Here is a 15,014-nt window from a genome sequence, read left to right as displayed (position 1 = left end):
GCACGCTGCCGCTGACACAAAAGAACGCCGGTCCAACGGTCGAGGAGGCTGGGTTGATCCGGCATATCGTTTTCTTCAGCGCACGGCATAAAGCGGATGTCGAGGCAGTGCGCACGGGCCTCCTGGCGCTTGCCAAGATACCTCATTCGCGTCATTTCGAGGTGACGCTCAACACTAAGGTCGACCCGCTCTCGGATGAGATCGATGTGGTCGTCTATGCCGAGTTCGAGGACGAAGCGGCGCTCGCCGCCTACAAGGCGCATCCGCTCTATGCAGAGACAACCAGCCGGGTCAAACCTCTGCGCGAATTGCGTTATTCGGCCGACATTGTTGCAAGTTGACGAGCCGCCGTCCCCTACGGGCTGAGGTGGTCTTGCCGCTGAGGCGTCGGCCAAGCCCTTGAACCGTTTTCAGGAATGAGGCACATCGCGCGGGACATGACCGAGAACACCCCCGCAAGGCCTCATCCGCTCGATCACCTGGTGCTGCCGACAGCGAGCCTCGATGTTGCGCGGGCGCGCTTGACCTCGCTCGGCTTTACCGTTGCGCCGACAGGTATCCACCCTTTCGGAACGGAAAACTGCTGTGTCTTCCTCACCGACGGTACCTATCTCGAGCCGCTCGCGGTCGCTGACCGGCAGGCCGTGGCAACGGCGATCGCGAACCGCAATGTCTTTGTCGCGCGTGATCGCACCTATCGCGAAGAAAACGGCGATGAAGGATTTTCTGCCGTGGCGCTGGGCACCGAAAGCGCCGCCGCGGACCACGCGCGCTACATGGAAGCCGGTCTGTCGGCGGGAGACGCGCTAAGCTTTTCGCGCGCCTTCACCGATGCGGCGGGAAAGAGCGACACCGCATCGTTCAAACTGGCCTTCGCGGCTACAGGCAAGACAACGGACGCTTTTCTCTTCGCCTGCGAGCGGATCAATGCGCCGAACCTCGACCGCACTGCGTTGCAGGCCCACGCTAATAGCGCAACCGGCATTGTCGAAGTCGTGGCAGTCAGTGGCGAACCTTCCGAACAACGCAATGTGATTTCGATCGCAGCCGGAATCGAGGCTCAGGGCGGCGGCACTGTCTGTGAGCTGCCGAATGCCGTCGTGACCGTTCTGGATCCTGCAGCCTATTCGGCACGCTTCGGCATTCCTGCCGGCGCACCATCTGAACTCCGCTTTGCTGGGATCGTCTTTTCGATTAGGCACGGCGATGCCGTCGCCAAGCTGCTTGCAGCCAATTCCGTCGAACATCACATGCGCGGCGGTGATATCATCGTGCCGCCGGCGCCAGGGCAGGGCGCAGCCTTCATTTTCCGGGAGATCGCATGAACAAGCTCAATCCACTGATGCCGAACTCTTCCGTTGCGGTCGGCAAGGTCATTTTCGGCAACGGCGCGCCCCTGTCGCTGATCGCCGGTCCATGCCAGCTGGAATCGCGGCAGCACGCTTTCGACATGGCCGGTGCGCTAAAGGAACTGACCGAAAGGCTCGGCATCGGGCTCGTCTACAAGACCAGTTACGACAAGGCCAATCGCACCTCGCTTGGCGGCACGCGCGGTGCGGGACTTGAAGCGGCAATGCCGATCTTCGACGATTTGCGCAAGAATTTTTCGCTGCCGATCCTGACCGACGTCCACACTGAGGAACAATGCGCGATCGTCGCGCCGCATGTCGATATCCTGCAGATTCCCGCCTTCCTTAGCCGGCAGACCGATTTGCTGATTGCTGCGGCAAGAACCGGCAAGGTGGTCAATGTGAAGAAGGGGCAATTCCTCGCGCCGTGGGACATGAAGAACGTCGTCGCCAAGATCATCGGCTCCGGCAACGCCAATGTCTTGGTCACCGAGCGCGGCGCATCCTTTGGTTACAACACCCTGGTGTCCGACATGCGGGCGCTGCCGATCATGGCCGAGATCGGCGCGCCGGTGATTTTCGATGCCACCCATTCCGTGCAGCAGCCGGGTGGGCAGGGCGGTTCGTCTGGAGGTGACCGGCGCTTTGTCGAGACGCTGGCGCGCGCGGCCGTCGCGGTTGGCGTCGCCGGCGTCTTCATCGAGACGCACCAGGACCCCGACAACGCGCCTTCCGACGGTCCCAACATGGTGCCGCTGAAGGATCTTCCCGCATTGCTTGAACGGCTGATGGCGTTCGATCGCATCGCCAAAAGCGTGGGTTGAACCAGCGGTAGCGCCACAGCAGCGTCGCCAAGAAAACTTTGAAGAATTTCGAACCCGCCTGGAACCTTAGCCCGCGGCCCTCATTGTCAAAATCTAATGTCAACGATGACGAGGAGCACACCATGACGACCCAGACGGGACACACCGAAGCCATCGCCGCTTCGCGGGTTATCGGCACATCGGTCTACAATACGGAAGGCACTCATATCGGCGACATCGAGGACGTCATGCTCGACAAATTGTCGAACGGAATCATGTTTGCCGTGATCGGTTTTGGCGGATTTCTCGGCATCGGCGAGAAATACCACGCCATTCCGTGGGCGAGCCTAGACTATGATGAGAACAAGGGTGGCTATGTCGTGCCGTTCACCAAAGACCAGCTGATGGCCGCTCCTTCCTATTCGATCAACGAGCTGACCGGCGCCGACGGCGAGGCCGCGCGTGACGCCTCATACAACTACTACAAGGTCGAGCCTTACTGGCACTGACCTTACTGGCACTGACTAAGTCTCCTGGAATCAAAAAAGGCCCCCGGAAATCGGGGGCCTTTCGATGTGGCGGGATGCTACTGCGCAATCTGCAGGGCCGGCAAAGGCGACGATCCCTGCGGGGGTTGCTGATTGTCGCACGACGTCAGGAACGCAGCCGCAATCAGGAACAAACTCACAATACCGCTCAACTGGGACATGGCGAAACTCCTCCTGTTTCGCCCCGCGCGACAAGAGCCATATCCCAGAAACCGGCATGCGGCGCATGACAAATGATGACAGCGCTTCGTGCTTCGTGAATCCCGTAGCGCACGGGCAATATTTGCAGGTGCCCCGATTGCGTTTTGCGGCGCTTTGGCTAAGAGGTGCGCGACGCTTCAATCGATCAATTGGGGACATCGCAATGACGGCCATCATCGACATTGTCGGGCGTGAAATCCTGGACAGCCGCGGAAATCCGACCGTCGAGGTCGACGTCGTGCTCGAAGACGGCTCGATGGGTCGCGCCGCGGTGCCGTCCGGTGCCTCGACCGGCGCGCATGAGGCGGTCGAACTGCGCGATGGCGGCCCCCGCTATCTCGGCAAGGGCGTGCTGACAGCGGTCGAGGCGGTGAACGGCGAGCTGTTCGAGGCGATCGGCGGCATGGAGGCAGAGAATCAGATCCATATCGACCAGACCATGATCGAGCTCGATGGTACGCCCAACAAGAGCCGGCTCGGCGCCAACGCCGTCCTCGGCGTGTCGCTGGCGGTGGCCAAGGCCGCGGCCGAAGCGGCCGACCTGCCGCTCTACCGTTATGTCGGCGGCACCAAGGCCCATGTGCTGCCGGTGCCTATGATGAACATCATTAATGGCGGCGCGCATGCCGACAACCCGATCGATTTCCAGGAATTCATGATCCTGCCGATCGGCGCGCCGACGCTGCGCGACGGCGTGCGCTGGGGCTCGGAGATCTTTCATACGCTGCGAAAGAAGCTGAAGGGCGCCGGCCATAACACCAATGTCGGCGACGAGGGCGGCTTTGCCCCCAACCTGAAGAGCGCGCCGGCCGCGCTCGACTTCATCATGGAATCGATCGAGCAGGCTGGCTTCAAGCCCGGCGAGGAGGTTGCGCTAGGCCTCGACTGCGCGGCGACCGAATTCTTCAAGGATGGCAACTACGTCTATGAAGGCGAGAGGAAAACCCGCGACCCGAAGGCGCAGGCCAGATATCTGGCCAAGCTTGCTGCCGACTACCCGATCATCACCATTGAGGACGGCCTGGCGGAGGATGACTGGGACGGTTGGAAAATACTGACCGATCTCATCGGCAAGCAAACGCAGCTGGTTGGCGACGATCTGTTCGTCACCAACACGGCGCGGCTGCGCGACGGCATCCGCATGGGTGTCGCCAATTCGATCCTGGTCAAGGTCAACCAGATCGGCTCGCTTACCGAAACGCTCGACGCCGTCGAGACCGCGCACAAGGCCGGCTATACCGCGGTGATGTCGCACCGCTCGGGCGAGACCGAGGATTCGACCATCGCCGACCTCGCCGTTGCCACCAATTGCGGGCAGATCAAGACGGGTTCGCTGTCACGCTCCGATCGCATGGCCAAGTACAACCAGCTCATCCGCATCGAGGAGGAGCTCGGCAAGCAGGCGCGATATGCCGGCAAGTCCATCGTGAAAAGCTGATTTTCGAGAGAAAATCCGCGGCGGCGAGGGCGGGGACATTCCCGCCCTTTTTTGCTTCCTGGCTCTGAATCCAACAGTCTGTAACCGTCCATTAAGCACAATCGGGCGACAAAGGTGGCGTAGAGGATTCGGACCATGTGGACACGCCAGCACAAGCAAAGAAACACCGGCCGGCTGATCATCCCCTCGCTCTGCGTGGTGTTCCTGACTTATTTCGGCTTCCATGCCTATCATGGCGAGTTCGGCATCTATTCCAAGTATCAGCTCGAAGCCGAGACTGCCGAATTGCAGGGCAGGCTCGATGCCGTCAAGGCGCGCCGGATCGACCTCGAGCGCCGCGTTCAGCTGATGCATGAGGGCACGCTGGAGAAGGACATGCTGGACGAGCAGGCGCGCAAGGCACTTAATCTGTCCCACGCCGACGAGATCACCATCATGCTGCCGGTCGCAAGATAACCTGATCTCAGTTAATCAGCGATATTTGCAATGATTTTAATTGCTTAGATGCATGACAGCCATGCGTTTTCGGCATGGCGAAAGCCTTCCCTGCATGTTAGCCTGCCTCAAATCGGTGGGAGAACTGATCTCCCTCGCTGTCCGCCAAGAGACGCCCACAGGGAGTGATGCATGGCCACCGCCACCAGAAGAGCGCCTGCCAAATCCAAATCCGACGGCAAAACGCCGGGCCTTTCCACCCCAAAGCCTGTTGAGTTCACCAAGGACCAGGAGCTTGCCGCCTACCGGCACATGCTGCTCATCCGCCGCTTCGAGGAAAAGGCCGGCCAGCTTTACGGCATGGGCTTCATCGGCGGTTTCTGCCACCTCTACATCGGCCAGGAAGCGGTCGTTACCGGCATGAAGATGGCGCTGATCGATGGCGACCAGATGATCACCGCCTATCGCGACCATGGTCATATGCTGGCCATGGAGTTGTCGCCGCGCGGCGTCATGGCCGAACTGACCGGGCGCCGTAGCGGCCTTTCCAGGGGCAAGGGCGGCTCGATGCACATGTTCTCCAAGGAGAAGCATTTTTACGGCGGCCACGGCATCGTCGGCGCGCAAGTGTCGCTCGGCACCGGCATTGCCTTCGCCAACCGTTATCGCGGCAACAACAATGTGACGCTGACCTATTTCGGCGATGGCGCCGCGAACCAGGGCCAGGTCTACGAAAGCTTCAACATGGCCTCGCTGTGGAAGCTTCCGGTGATCTACATCATCGAGAACAACCGCTACGCCATGGGCACCTCGGTCTCGCGCTCGTCGGCCGAGACGGATTTCTCGCACCGCGGCGCCTCCTTCAAGATTCCAGGCATCCAGGTCGACGGCATGGATGTGCGCGCCGTGAAGGCCGCCGGCGACCTCGCCGCCGAATGGTGCCGCGCCGGCAATGGGCCGCTCATTCTCGAAATGCAGACCTATCGTTACCGCGGCCATTCGATGTCGGATCCGGCAAAATACCGCTCCAAGGAAGAAGTGCAGAAAATGCGCTCAGAACGTGACCCGATCGAGCAGGTCAAGGCGCGGCTGCTCGACAAAAAATGGGCAAGCGAGGACGAGCTCAAGGCCATCGACAAGGAAGTCCGCGACGTTGTCGCCGACGCCGCAGAATTTGCCCAGAACGACGCGGAGCCGGATCCGTCCGAGCTCTGGACCGATATCGTACTTTAACGAGAGGGCAAGGACATGCCGATCGAAATTCTCATGCCCGCCCTCTCGCCGACCATGGAAGAGGGTAACGTTTCCAAGTGGTTGAAGAAAGAGGGCGACAAGGTCGTGGCCGGTGACGCCATTGCCGAGATCGAGACCGACAAGGCAACGATGGAAGTCGAAGCCGTGGACGAAGGCACGCTTGCCAAGATCGTGGTTCCTGCCGGCACCGAAGGCGTCAAGGTCAACACCCTGATCGCTGTGCTGGCCGTCGATGGCGAAGACATTGACGAGGCAGGCGAAGGCATCGGCGAGGAGGCTATCAAGTCGCAAGCAGAAGCGCCCGCTGCCGCTCCGCCCCCCGCTGCCGCTCCGGCCAAGAGCGAAGCTGCAGCACCTGTTGCCGCCGCGCCCAGGTTGGAAATTGCCGCCGATCCGGACATCCCGGCCGGCACCGAAATGGTCTCGACCACGGTGCGTGAAGCCTTGCGCGATGCAATGGCTGAGGAAATGCGCCGCGACGGCGATGTCTTTGTCATGGGCGAGGAGGTCGCCGAGTATCAGGGCGCCTACAAGATCACGCAAGGCCTATTGCAGGAATTCGGTCCGCGGCGCGTGGTCGACACGCCGATCACCGAGCACGGCTTTGCCGGCGTTGGTGTTGGCGCGGCGATGGCCGGCCTGAAGCCGATCGTCGAATTCATGACCTTCAACTTCGCCATGCAGGCGATCGACCAGATCATCAATTCAGCCGCCAAGACGCTCTATATGTCCGGCGGCCAGATGGGCGCCCCGATCGTCTTTCGCGGCCCGAACGGCGCGGCTGCCCGCGTCGCCGCGCAGCATTCGCAATGTTATGCCGCCTGGTACAGCCATATTCCCGGCCTGAAGGTGGTAATGCCTTACACCGCCGCCGACGCCAAGGGTCTGCTTAAGGCGGCGATCCGCGACCCGAACCCGGTCATCTTCCTTGAGAACGAAATCCTTTACGGCCACTCCTTCGACGTGCCGAAGATGGACGATTTCGTGTTGCCGATCGGCAAGGCGCGCATTCACAAATCCGGCAAGGACGTGACCATCGTCTCGTTCGGCATCGGCATGACCTACGCGATCAAGGCCGAGGCGGAGTTGCGTGGCATGGGCATCGATGCCGAGGTCATCGACTTGCGCACCATCCGCCCGCTCGACTTCGACACGATCATCGCCTCGGTCAAGAAGACCAATCGCCTGGTGGTGGTCGAGGAAGGCTTTCCGCAGAACTCGGTCGGCGACCATATCGCCAACCAGGTCTCGCAGCGCGCCTTCGATTTCCTCGATGCACCGGTCATCACCATTGCCGGCAAGGACGTGCCGATGCCCTATGCGGCGAACCTCGAAAAGCTGGCGCTGCCCAATGTCGGCGAGGTCGTCGAGGCGGTCAAAGCCGTCACGTATCGCTGAGCAGGGCGGGAGGACAAAATGCCGATCAACATCACCATGCCGGCGCTTTCGCCCACGATGGAAGAAGGCAACCTTTCCAAGTGGCTGGTCAAGGAAGGCGACAAGGTCTCGCCGGGAGACGTGATTGCCGAGATAGAGACCGACAAGGCAACGATGGAAGTCGAAGCCGTCGACGAAGGCACGGTTGCCAAGCTGGTGGTTCCGGCGGGCACTGAAGGCGTCAAGGTCAATGCGCTGATCGCGGTGTTGGCGGCCGAGGGCGAGGATGCTGCTTCTGCCGCGAAAAGCGGTGACGCCGCTGCGCCGGCAAAGGCTGAGGTTCCGAAAGCGGACGTCTCCAAAGCTGAAACACCAAAGCCCGAAACGCCGAAGCAGGAGCCTGCCGCACCTGCAGCCAAGGCGGAAGCGCCGCCTACCGCCAACGGCCATGCAAGCGGTGAGCGCATCTTCGCCTCGCCGCTGGCCCGGCGCATTGCCAGGGAAGCCGGCGTCGATGTCGCGGTGCTGACAGGCTCCGGCCCGCATGGTCGCGTGGTCAAGGCCGATGTCGATGCCGCAATTTCCAGTGGCGGCGCCGAGGCGGCACCAGCGGCAAAAGCGGCGCCCGCCGGCGCTCCGGCACCTGCGGCCGCAGCACCCAAGGCGATGTCGGACGAGCAGGTGCTCAAACTGTTTGCCGAAGGCTCCTACGAGCTGATCCCGCACGACAATATGCGCAAGACCATTGCGAGGCGGCTGGTCGAAGCCAAGACCACCATCCCGCATTTCTATCTGACGCTCGACTGCGAGCTCGACGCACTTCTGGCTCTGCGCACGCAGATCAATGCGGCCGCGCCGGTGAAGAAGACCGAGAAGGGCGAAACGCCGGCCTACAAGCTGTCGGTCAACGACATGGTCATCAAGGCTCTTGCCATGGCGCTGATGGCGGTTCCGGATGCCAATGCGTCGTGGACAGAAAACGCCATGATCAAGCACAAGCACGCCGATGTCGGCGTTGCCGTATCGATCCCCGGCGGCCTGATCACCCCGATCATCCGGCGTGCTGACGAAAAGACGATGTCCGTCATCTCCAACGAGATGAAGGATCTTGCCGGCCGCGCCCGCAGCCGCAAGCTGAAGCCGGAAGAATATCAGGGCGGCACCACGGCGGTGTCCAATCTCGGCATGTTCGGCATCAAGGATTTTTCTGCCGTCATCAACCCGCCGCATGCGACGATCCTGGCGGTCGGCGCCGGTGAGCAACGCGCAGTGGTGAAGAACGGCGAGATCAAGATCGCCACAATCATGTCGGTGACGCTGTCGACCGATCACCGCGCAGTCGACGGTGCGCTCGGCGCCGAGCTGCTCGTCGCCTTCAAGCGTATGATCGAAAATCCGATGGGCATGCTGGTCTAAGAGAGGGGAACAGGGCGGTGCGGAAATTCTTCACCAGCCTGTTTGCCTTCTTTCTTTCCGGTTTAGCCGGCGGATTGGTGGTGCAGTGGCTCGCCGTCGCCACCAATGCCGACGTGGAGTACATCCTTGTATTCATAATCTCGGCTCTCGTCACCATCTTCGCGACGCTCGCATTCTTCATCGCACAATTCATGTCGGACCCACGACGGGCAACAAAACTGACCGCGATCATAGGGTTAGCATTTTTTGTGCTCATTGGAGTTGCCCTGATCGGCTGGACTTTCTCCCAGCCGCCGGGCAAACGCCAGTGGTCGAGCGATCTTCCCATCGTCGCCGGTCTCGTCCTGCCGGGCATCGCTACGGTGCTGGTCCAGTGGCTTTTTGTGCGCTGGCGATTGGGGCGCTCGCAACCAGGTTTCGGCGAGGCAGCCACATGAAGACGGTCCTCTGCTACGGCGATTCGCTGACCTGGGGCTATGACGCGGCAAACCTCGGCCGGCATCCGCTGGAAGATCGCTGGCCGAGCGTGCTGCAGGCGGCATTGGGCAGCGGCGTCGAGATCATCGCCGAAGGCCTGAATGGCCGAACCACCGCCTTTGACGATCACTTGGCCGGGGCGGACCGCAATGGTGCAAGGCTGTTGCCAACAATCCTGACGACGCATGCGCCGATCGACTTGATCATCATCATGCTCGGCGCCAACGATATGAAGCCGTGGATTCATGGTAATCCGGTCGCGGCCAAGCAAGGCGTGCAACGCCTGATCGATATCGTGCGCGGTCACGATTACCCATTCGATTGGCCGGCGCCGCAGATCCTGATCGTCGCGCCGCCCGTAGTCAGCCGCACGGAAAACGCCGAATTCAAGGAAATGTTCGCCGGCGGCGATGACGCGTCAAAGCGGCTGGCGCCGCAATATTCCGCCCTTGCCGACGAGGCCGGCTGCGGCTTCTTCGATGCCGGCACGGTGGCCAAAACCACGCCGCTCGACGGCGTCCACCTCGACGCAGAAAACACGCGGAACGTCGGGCAAGCGCTGGCGCCGCTCGTGCGCCTCATGTTGGAATTGTGAAGGAGAGAGCCGTGGCTGAGAACTACGACGTCATCATCATCGGCTCCGGCCCCGGCGGCTATGTCACTGCAGTGCGTTCGGCCCAGCTTGGCTTCAAGACGGCGATCGTCGAGCGCGAGCACCTTGGCGGCATCTGCCTCAACTGGGGCTGCATTCCGACCAAGGCGCTGCTGCGCTCCGCCGAGATCATGCACTATTCGGATCATCTGAAGGATTACGGCCTGAAGATCGATGGCAAGGTCAGCGTCGACACAGCCGCCGTCGTAGATCGCTCGCGAAAGGTCTCGCTGCGGCTCAACGGCGGCGTCGGCTTCCTGATGAAGAAGAACAAGGTCGACGTCATCTGGGGCGAAGCCAAGCTGACCAAACCTGGCGAGATCGTCGTGTCGAAATCGTCGAAGAAGCCGATGGAGCCGCAGCCACCGGCGCCCAAGGGCGTCAAGGGCGAGGGCACCTATAGCGCCAAGCACATCATCCTGGCGACCGGCGCCAGGCCGCGCGCATTGCCCGGCATCGAGCCGGACGGCAAGCTGATCTGGACCTATTTCGAGGCGATGGTGCCAAAAGAGATGCCGAAATCGTTGCTGGTGATGGGCTCTGGCGCCATCGGCATCGAGTTCGCCTCTTTCTACCGCACTATGGGCGCGGAGGTGACGGTGGTCGAACTGCTGCCAGCCGTGATGCCGGTCGAGGACGCCGAAGTCTCGAAATTCGCGCAAAAGCAATTCGAAAAGCAGGGCATGAAGATCATCCTCGAAGCCAAGGTGACCAAGGTCGAGAAGGGTGCTAGCTCGGTCACCGCGCATGTCGAGATGAGGGACGGCAAGGTCGAGAAGATCACTGCCGACCGCATGATCTCGGCCGTCGGCGTGCAAGGCAACATCGAGAATCTCGGCCTCGAGGCGCTCGGCGTGAAGACGGAACGCGGTTGTGTCGTCGTCGACGGCTACGGCAAGACCAACGTGCCCGGCATCTATGCCATCGGTGACGTAGCCGGACCGCCGATGCTCGCCCACAAGGCCGAGCACGAGGGCGTGGTGTGCGTGGAAAAGATCGCCAATTTCCCCGGCGTGCATGCCACCGACAAGCTGAAGATCCCGGGCTGCACGTATTGCAATCCGCAAGTCGCCTCGGTCGGACTGACGGAAGCCAAAGCGAAAGCCGACGGCAAGGACATCCGTGTCGGCCGCTTCCAGTTCGCCGCAAACGGCAAGGCGATTGCGCTCGGCGAGGACCAAGGCTTCGTCAAGACCATTTTCGACAAGAAGACCGGCCAGTTGCTGGGTGCCCACATGGTCGGCGCAGAAGTAACCGAACTGATCCAGGGCTTCGTCGTGGCGATGAACCTGGAGACCACCGAGGAAGAGCTGATGCACACGATCTTCCCGCACCCGACGCTGTCGGAGATGATGAAGGAGAGTGTACTCGACGCCTATGGTCGCGCACTGAATGCATGATAAATTAATTGGGCGAGTCTCACGCGGAAGACACAAAGGAACTCGACGGCAGAGCAATTCGTTTCGCACGCATCATCCATCATACAAGGAGAGGGCATATGGAAATGAACGGCGTGGGTTGGGTAGCAGCCATCATCATCGGCGGCTTGGCGGGGTGGCTCGCCGAGATGGTCATGAAGAGCAATACCGGCATCCTTATGAACATCATTCTCGGCATTGTCGGCGCAATCGTGTTGAACGCCATCTTGCAGGCCCTGAACATCGGCATCTTCGGCGTCGGCTGGATCGCCTATCTGATCACCGGCTTCATCGGTGCCTGCATTCTGATTGCGCTCGGACGACTGGTGCGCCGCTAACCTGTGCCGATACTTGCTATGCGAAAAAGGCCACCGCGGCATGCGTGATCGCGGCCTTTTTCTTTTCGCCGAAAAGTCCTAGATGACGTGGGTAGAGCGAGCGCTGGACAAGCGCTTGCCAAGAGCCGGGTTTCACATGGTCACCGTCCTCGACACGATTGCCAACGCGCCGCGCCTGCGGCATCCCGAAAAGGCCCACAAGCCGGATCAGGACGTTCTGCGCAAGCCTGACTGGATCCGCGTCAAGGCGCCGATGTCGAAAGGCTATGCCGAGACGCGCGAAATCGTTAGGTCTCACAAACTGGTAACGGTTTGCGAAGAGGCGGGCTGCCCCAATATCGGTGAGTGCTGGGAGAAGAAGCACGCCACCTTCATGATTATGGGTGAGATCTGCACACGGGCCTGCGCCTTCTGCAATGTCGCCACCGGCATCCCGACCGCACTCGATCCCGATGAGCCGGCGCGTGTCGCACACGCCGTCAAGCAGATGGGCCTAAGCCATGTCGTCATCACCTCCGTCGACCGCGACGATCTGGCCGACGGCGGGGCCCAGCATTTTGCCGATGTCATCCGTGCGATCAGGGCAGCAACCCCGTCGACGACGATCGAGATCCTGACGCCCGATTTCCTGCGCAAGGACGGTGCGCTGGAGATCGTCGTGGCGGCCAAGCCGGATGTTTTCAACCATAATCTCGAGACCGTGCCGTCTAACTATCTGACGGTTCGGCCGGGTGCGCGCTATTTCCACTCCATCAGGCTCTTGCAGCGGGTCAAGGAGCTTGACCCCTCGATCTTCACCAAGTCCGGCATCATGGTTGGCCTTGGCGAGGAGCGGAACGAAATCCTGCAACTGATGGACGATCTGCGTTCGGCCAATGTCGATTTCATGACCATCGGCCAATATCTGCAGCCTTCGAAGAAACACCATCCGGTGATCCGCTTCGTCACGCCTGAGGAATTCAAGTCCTTCGAGACGATCGGCAGGACCAAGGGCTTTCTGCTGGTGGCGTCGAGCCCGCTGACACGCTCGTCGCACCACGCCGGCGACGATTTCGCCAGGTTGCGCGCGGCGCGCGAAGCGTTTCTCAAAAAGTCCGCCTAACACTCCGGTTTTATGCCACAATTCGAAGCCCATCGCCGCGTTGCGCATACGCCGGAGCAGATGTTCGCTCTGGTCGCCGATGTCGAATCTTATCCGCAATTCCTGCCGCTTTGCGAGGCACTGACGGTTCGCTCACGCAAGGAACGCGACGGACGCACCTTGCTCATCGCCGACATGAGCATCGGCTACAAGGCGATCCGCGAGACCTTTACCACGCAGGTGCTGCTGAAGCCGGAAGAGAACGCCATCGATGTCAAATACATTGACGGCCCTTTCAAATATCTGAGCAATGTCTGGCGCTTCGACCCGGCGGACGGCAGCGGTTGCAACGTCTGCTTCTTTATCGACTACGAGTTCAAGAGCCGCATTTTGGGTGCGCTGATGGGAACCATGTTCGACCGCGCCTTCCGCATGTTCTCCGAGGCGTTCGAGAAACGGGCCGAAATCATCTACGGCGCACCATCGGCAGCCTGATCCGCAGCGAGCGCGCGCAGACCCAGCTCAAGCGCATGCCGGACCGTCTCCCGGCGGATGAAATCACGGCCCTTGTCGGCGAACAGCTGGCATTCGCTGACTACCGGCCGCCCAGCCACGGCAACGCCGAACCAGACCAGGCCGACAGGTTTTTCCGCAGAGCCGCCGTCCGGTCCGGCGATGCCGGTCACCGCCAGGGCGAGCCCGGCCGGCGAATGGGCCAAGGCTCCGGCCGCCATCTCCACCACAGTCTCGCGCGAGACCGCGCCGTGCGCCTCGAGCGTAGCGGCCGAGACGCCGAGCATCTCGGTCTTGGCCTGGTTGGAATAGGTGATGAAGCCGCGATCGACCACCGCGGAAGAGCCAGCGATGTCGGTCAGCGCGGCGATGATCATGCCGCCGGTGCAGCTCTCGGCCGTCACCAGCATGATGCCGCGCTGCTGGCAGGCCTGAAGCAGGGCATCTGCTAGATCGCTATTGCTCATTCAGGGACATCCCCTGGAAATACAACGCTGGCGGTCGCGATGGCCGCTATGCCTTCCTCACGGCCGACGAAGCCGAGCTTCTCATTGGTTGTCGCCTTGATCGAGATGCGGTCGCGCGAAATTCGCAGCATTGCCGAAAGCGCTTCGGTCATGGCCTCGCGATGAGGGCCGACGCGCGGCGCCTCGCAGATCAGCGTGATATCGGCGTTGGCGATGCGCCCGCCGCGGGCGCGCACCAGCTTGGCCGCGTGTTCGACGAAGATGCGTGAAGCGGCCCCTTTCCATTGCGGGTCGGATGGCGGGAAATGCGTCCCGATGTCACCGGCCCCGCAGGTGGCGAGCAGGGCGTCGGTCAAGGCGTGCAGGCCGACATCCGCATCCGAATGGCCGGATAACTTCCTGTCGTGCGGAATGGCGACGCCGCACAGGGTGACATGGTCGCCGGGCTCGAACGCATGGACGTCATAGCCATTGCCGGTTCGGATGTCGGGAAAACGTGAGGCGCTGGAAAGCCGCTGATCCGCCATTGCAATATCCCGTGCCCAGGTCAGTTTGACATTGTCCGGCGAGCCGGGAACGATCTTCACCGGAATATGCGCCCATTCGGCGATTGCCGCATCGTCGGTGAAATTCGCTTTGCCCAGGTGATGAGCCTTTTCGTGCGCAGCCAGTATCGGCCAGAACGGAAAGCCCTGCGGTGTCTGTGCGGCATGAAGCCCGGCCCTGGACACGGTTTCGCCGATCATACCTTCGGCCGTTTCGCGCTTGAGCGTATCGGCAACCGGCAAGGCAGGCAGTGCTCCCTGGCGCTCGCCAATGGTGGCGATCGTGCGGTCTATCAGTTCCGCGTCGACAAACGGCCGAGCCGCATCATGGATCAGGACCCGGCCCGGCGCATGGCTTCTCAACGCCAGCAGTCCAAGGCGGACGGACTCCTGCCGTGACGTGCCGCCGGTCACAGCGACGACACGGTCGGCATTTGCGCCGGCGGCGCGACGGAAGAGCGTGCCATCATCGGCATGGATAGCAACGACGACAGGTCCAATCTTCGGATGCGTCAGAAAGGCGTCGAGCGTGCGTGCAATAACGGCGCCGCCGCCAATCTGCTGATACTGCTTCGGCCCATTGGCATGTCCGGCGCGCGCGCCGCGGCCGGCAGCAACGATGACCACGGCGACCTTGTCGTCCGCGGCTTGCTTTTCGCTCGCATCTCTCATGCCGAGACGCTTAGCGCATGATCCCGAAAA

At 61.5% G+C, this 15,014-nt stretch carries 17 protein-coding genes; 15 read left to right on the top strand and 2 right to left on the bottom strand.

What is annotated here, in order from left to right:
* Nucleotides 1-53: 53 nt before the first annotated feature.
* The 15 genes from AC0L2X_RS17195 (at nucleotide 54) to AC0L2X_RS17125 (ending at nucleotide 13,282) form a co-directional block, all read left to right on the top strand.
* Complete coding sequence (locus AC0L2X_RS17195; RefSeq protein ID WP_473555395.1) at nucleotides 54-341, top strand: Dabb family protein; 288 nt, start codon at nucleotides 54-56, stop codon at nucleotides 339-341.
* 96 nt (nucleotides 342-437) lie between these two features.
* Entirely contained in the window at nucleotides 438-1,325 is an 888-nt protein-coding gene (locus tag AC0L2X_RS17190) for a VOC family protein (RefSeq protein WP_473555397.1), read from the top strand.
* The gene (gene kdsA, locus AC0L2X_RS17185; protein WP_473555400.1) at nucleotides 1,322-2,173 is read left to right on the top strand and encodes a 3-deoxy-8-phosphooctulonate synthase; all 852 of its coding nucleotides are present in this window, start codon (nucleotides 1,322-1,324) and stop codon (nucleotides 2,171-2,173) included. The genes AC0L2X_RS17190 and kdsA overlap by 4 nt, the downstream gene beginning before the upstream one ends.
* A 122-nt stretch (nucleotides 2,174-2,295) precedes the next feature.
* The gene (locus tag AC0L2X_RS17180; protein WP_023675091.1) at nucleotides 2,296-2,661 is read left to right on the top strand and encodes a PRC-barrel domain-containing protein; all 366 of its coding nucleotides are present in this window, start codon (nucleotides 2,296-2,298) and stop codon (nucleotides 2,659-2,661) included.
* A gap of 403 nt (nucleotides 2,662-3,064) precedes the next feature.
* The gene (eno, locus tag AC0L2X_RS17175; RefSeq protein WP_473555402.1) at nucleotides 3,065-4,339 is read left to right on the top strand and encodes a phosphopyruvate hydratase; all 1,275 of its coding nucleotides are present in this window, start codon (nucleotides 3,065-3,067) and stop codon (nucleotides 4,337-4,339) included.
* Nucleotides 4,340-4,474: 135 nt separating this feature from the next.
* A complete protein-coding gene (locus tag AC0L2X_RS17170) occupies nucleotides 4,475-4,795 on the top strand; it encodes an FtsB family cell division protein (RefSeq protein ID WP_292655325.1) in 321 nt (106 codons plus the stop codon).
* Between the two features lie 171 nt (nucleotides 4,796-4,966).
* A complete protein-coding gene (gene pdhA, locus AC0L2X_RS17165; protein ID WP_352491368.1) occupies nucleotides 4,967-6,007 on the top strand; it encodes a pyruvate dehydrogenase (acetyl-transferring) E1 component subunit alpha in 1,041 nt (346 codons plus the stop codon).
* 15 nt (nucleotides 6,008-6,022) lie between these two features.
* On the top strand, nucleotides 6,023-7,426 hold the full coding sequence (locus tag AC0L2X_RS17160; RefSeq protein WP_473555404.1) for a pyruvate dehydrogenase complex E1 component subunit beta: 1,404 nt from the start codon (nucleotides 6,023-6,025) through the stop codon (nucleotides 7,424-7,426).
* 18 nt (nucleotides 7,427-7,444) lie between these two features.
* Complete coding sequence (locus tag AC0L2X_RS17155; RefSeq protein ID WP_473600052.1) at nucleotides 7,445-8,821, top strand: pyruvate dehydrogenase complex dihydrolipoamide acetyltransferase; 1,377 nt, start codon at nucleotides 7,445-7,447, stop codon at nucleotides 8,819-8,821.
* 17 nt (nucleotides 8,822-8,838) lie between these two features.
* Nucleotides 8,839-9,258 (top strand): hypothetical protein, encoded by a 420-nt coding sequence (locus AC0L2X_RS17150; RefSeq protein WP_473555409.1) that lies wholly within the window; start codon nucleotides 8,839-8,841, stop codon nucleotides 9,256-9,258.
* Complete coding sequence (locus AC0L2X_RS17145) at nucleotides 9,255-9,893, top strand: SGNH/GDSL hydrolase family protein (protein ID WP_473555412.1); 639 nt, start codon at nucleotides 9,255-9,257, stop codon at nucleotides 9,891-9,893. Before AC0L2X_RS17150 ends, AC0L2X_RS17145 begins: the two co-directional genes overlap by 4 nt.
* A gap of 11 nt (nucleotides 9,894-9,904) precedes the next feature.
* Entirely contained in the window at nucleotides 9,905-11,350 is a 1,446-nt protein-coding gene (gene lpdA / locus AC0L2X_RS17140; RefSeq protein WP_352491363.1) for a dihydrolipoyl dehydrogenase, read from the top strand.
* Between the two features lie 98 nt (nucleotides 11,351-11,448).
* Nucleotides 11,449-11,706 (top strand): GlsB/YeaQ/YmgE family stress response membrane protein, encoded by a 258-nt coding sequence (locus tag AC0L2X_RS17135; RefSeq protein WP_473555413.1) that lies wholly within the window; start codon nucleotides 11,449-11,451, stop codon nucleotides 11,704-11,706.
* A gap of 136 nt (nucleotides 11,707-11,842) precedes the next feature.
* A complete protein-coding gene (gene lipA, locus AC0L2X_RS17130) occupies nucleotides 11,843-12,808 on the top strand; it encodes a lipoyl synthase (RefSeq protein WP_473555736.1) in 966 nt (321 codons plus the stop codon).
* 12 nt (nucleotides 12,809-12,820) lie between these two features.
* On the top strand, nucleotides 12,821-13,282 hold the full coding sequence (locus tag AC0L2X_RS17125; RefSeq protein WP_473555415.1) for a type II toxin-antitoxin system RatA family toxin: 462 nt from the start codon (nucleotides 12,821-12,823) through the stop codon (nucleotides 13,280-13,282).
* On the opposite strand, the gene AC0L2X_RS17120 is transcribed toward AC0L2X_RS17125, so the two are convergent.
* Nucleotides 13,258-13,767, bottom strand: a complete 510-nt coding sequence (locus tag AC0L2X_RS17120; protein WP_473555417.1) for a CinA family protein — start codon at nucleotides 13,765-13,767, stop codon at nucleotides 13,258-13,260. The two genes, AC0L2X_RS17125 and AC0L2X_RS17120, sit on opposite strands and share 25 nt — an antisense overlap.
* The gene (locus AC0L2X_RS17115) at nucleotides 13,764-14,984 is read right to left on the bottom strand and encodes a bifunctional 2-C-methyl-D-erythritol 4-phosphate cytidylyltransferase/2-C-methyl-D-erythritol 2,4-cyclodiphosphate synthase (RefSeq protein WP_473555419.1); all 1,221 of its coding nucleotides are present in this window, start codon (nucleotides 14,982-14,984) and stop codon (nucleotides 13,764-13,766) included. The genes AC0L2X_RS17120 and AC0L2X_RS17115 overlap by 4 nt, the downstream gene beginning before the upstream one ends.
* Nucleotides 14,985-15,014: the final 30 nt, after the last annotated feature.

Source organism: Mesorhizobium sp. WSM4828, assembly GCF_055811175.1.
The sequence above is the reverse complement of the archived record's forward strand: the minus strand, read 5'-3'. Positions and strand labels throughout refer to the sequence as shown.

Coding starts and splice junctions, on each gene's coding strand:
- AC0L2X_RS17190 (WP_473555397.1), top strand. CDS start 438: ATGACCGAGAACACCCCCGCAAGGCCTCATCCGCTCGATCACCTGGTG.
- kdsA (WP_473555400.1), top strand. CDS start 1,322: ATGAACAAGCTCAATCCACTGATGCCGAACTCTTCCGTTGCGGTCGGC.
- AC0L2X_RS17180 (WP_023675091.1), top strand. CDS start 2,296: ATGACGACCCAGACGGGACACACCGAAGCCATCGCCGCTTCGCGGGTT.
- eno (WP_473555402.1), top strand. CDS start 3,065: ATGACGGCCATCATCGACATTGTCGGGCGTGAAATCCTGGACAGCCGC.
- AC0L2X_RS17170 (WP_292655325.1), top strand. CDS start 4,475: ATGTGGACACGCCAGCACAAGCAAAGAAACACCGGCCGGCTGATCATC.
- pdhA (WP_352491368.1), top strand. CDS start 4,967: ATGGCCACCGCCACCAGAAGAGCGCCTGCCAAATCCAAATCCGACGGC.
- AC0L2X_RS17160 (WP_473555404.1), top strand. CDS start 6,023: ATGCCGATCGAAATTCTCATGCCCGCCCTCTCGCCGACCATGGAAGAG.
- AC0L2X_RS17155 (WP_473600052.1), top strand. CDS start 7,445: ATGCCGATCAACATCACCATGCCGGCGCTTTCGCCCACGATGGAAGAA.
- AC0L2X_RS17145 (WP_473555412.1), top strand. CDS start 9,255: ATGAAGACGGTCCTCTGCTACGGCGATTCGCTGACCTGGGGCTATGAC.
- AC0L2X_RS17135 (WP_473555413.1), top strand. CDS start 11,449: ATGGAAATGAACGGCGTGGGTTGGGTAGCAGCCATCATCATCGGCGGC.
- lipA (WP_473555736.1), top strand. CDS start 11,843: ATGGTCACCGTCCTCGACACGATTGCCAACGCGCCGCGCCTGCGGCAT.
- AC0L2X_RS17125 (WP_473555415.1), top strand. CDS start 12,821: ATGCCACAATTCGAAGCCCATCGCCGCGTTGCGCATACGCCGGAGCAG.
- AC0L2X_RS17120 (WP_473555417.1), bottom strand. CDS start 13,767: ATGAGCAATAGCGATCTAGCAGATGCCCTGCTTCAGGCCTGCCAGCAG.
- AC0L2X_RS17115 (WP_473555419.1), bottom strand. CDS start 14,984: ATGAGAGATGCGAGCGAAAAGCAAGCCGCGGACGACAAGGTCGCCGTG.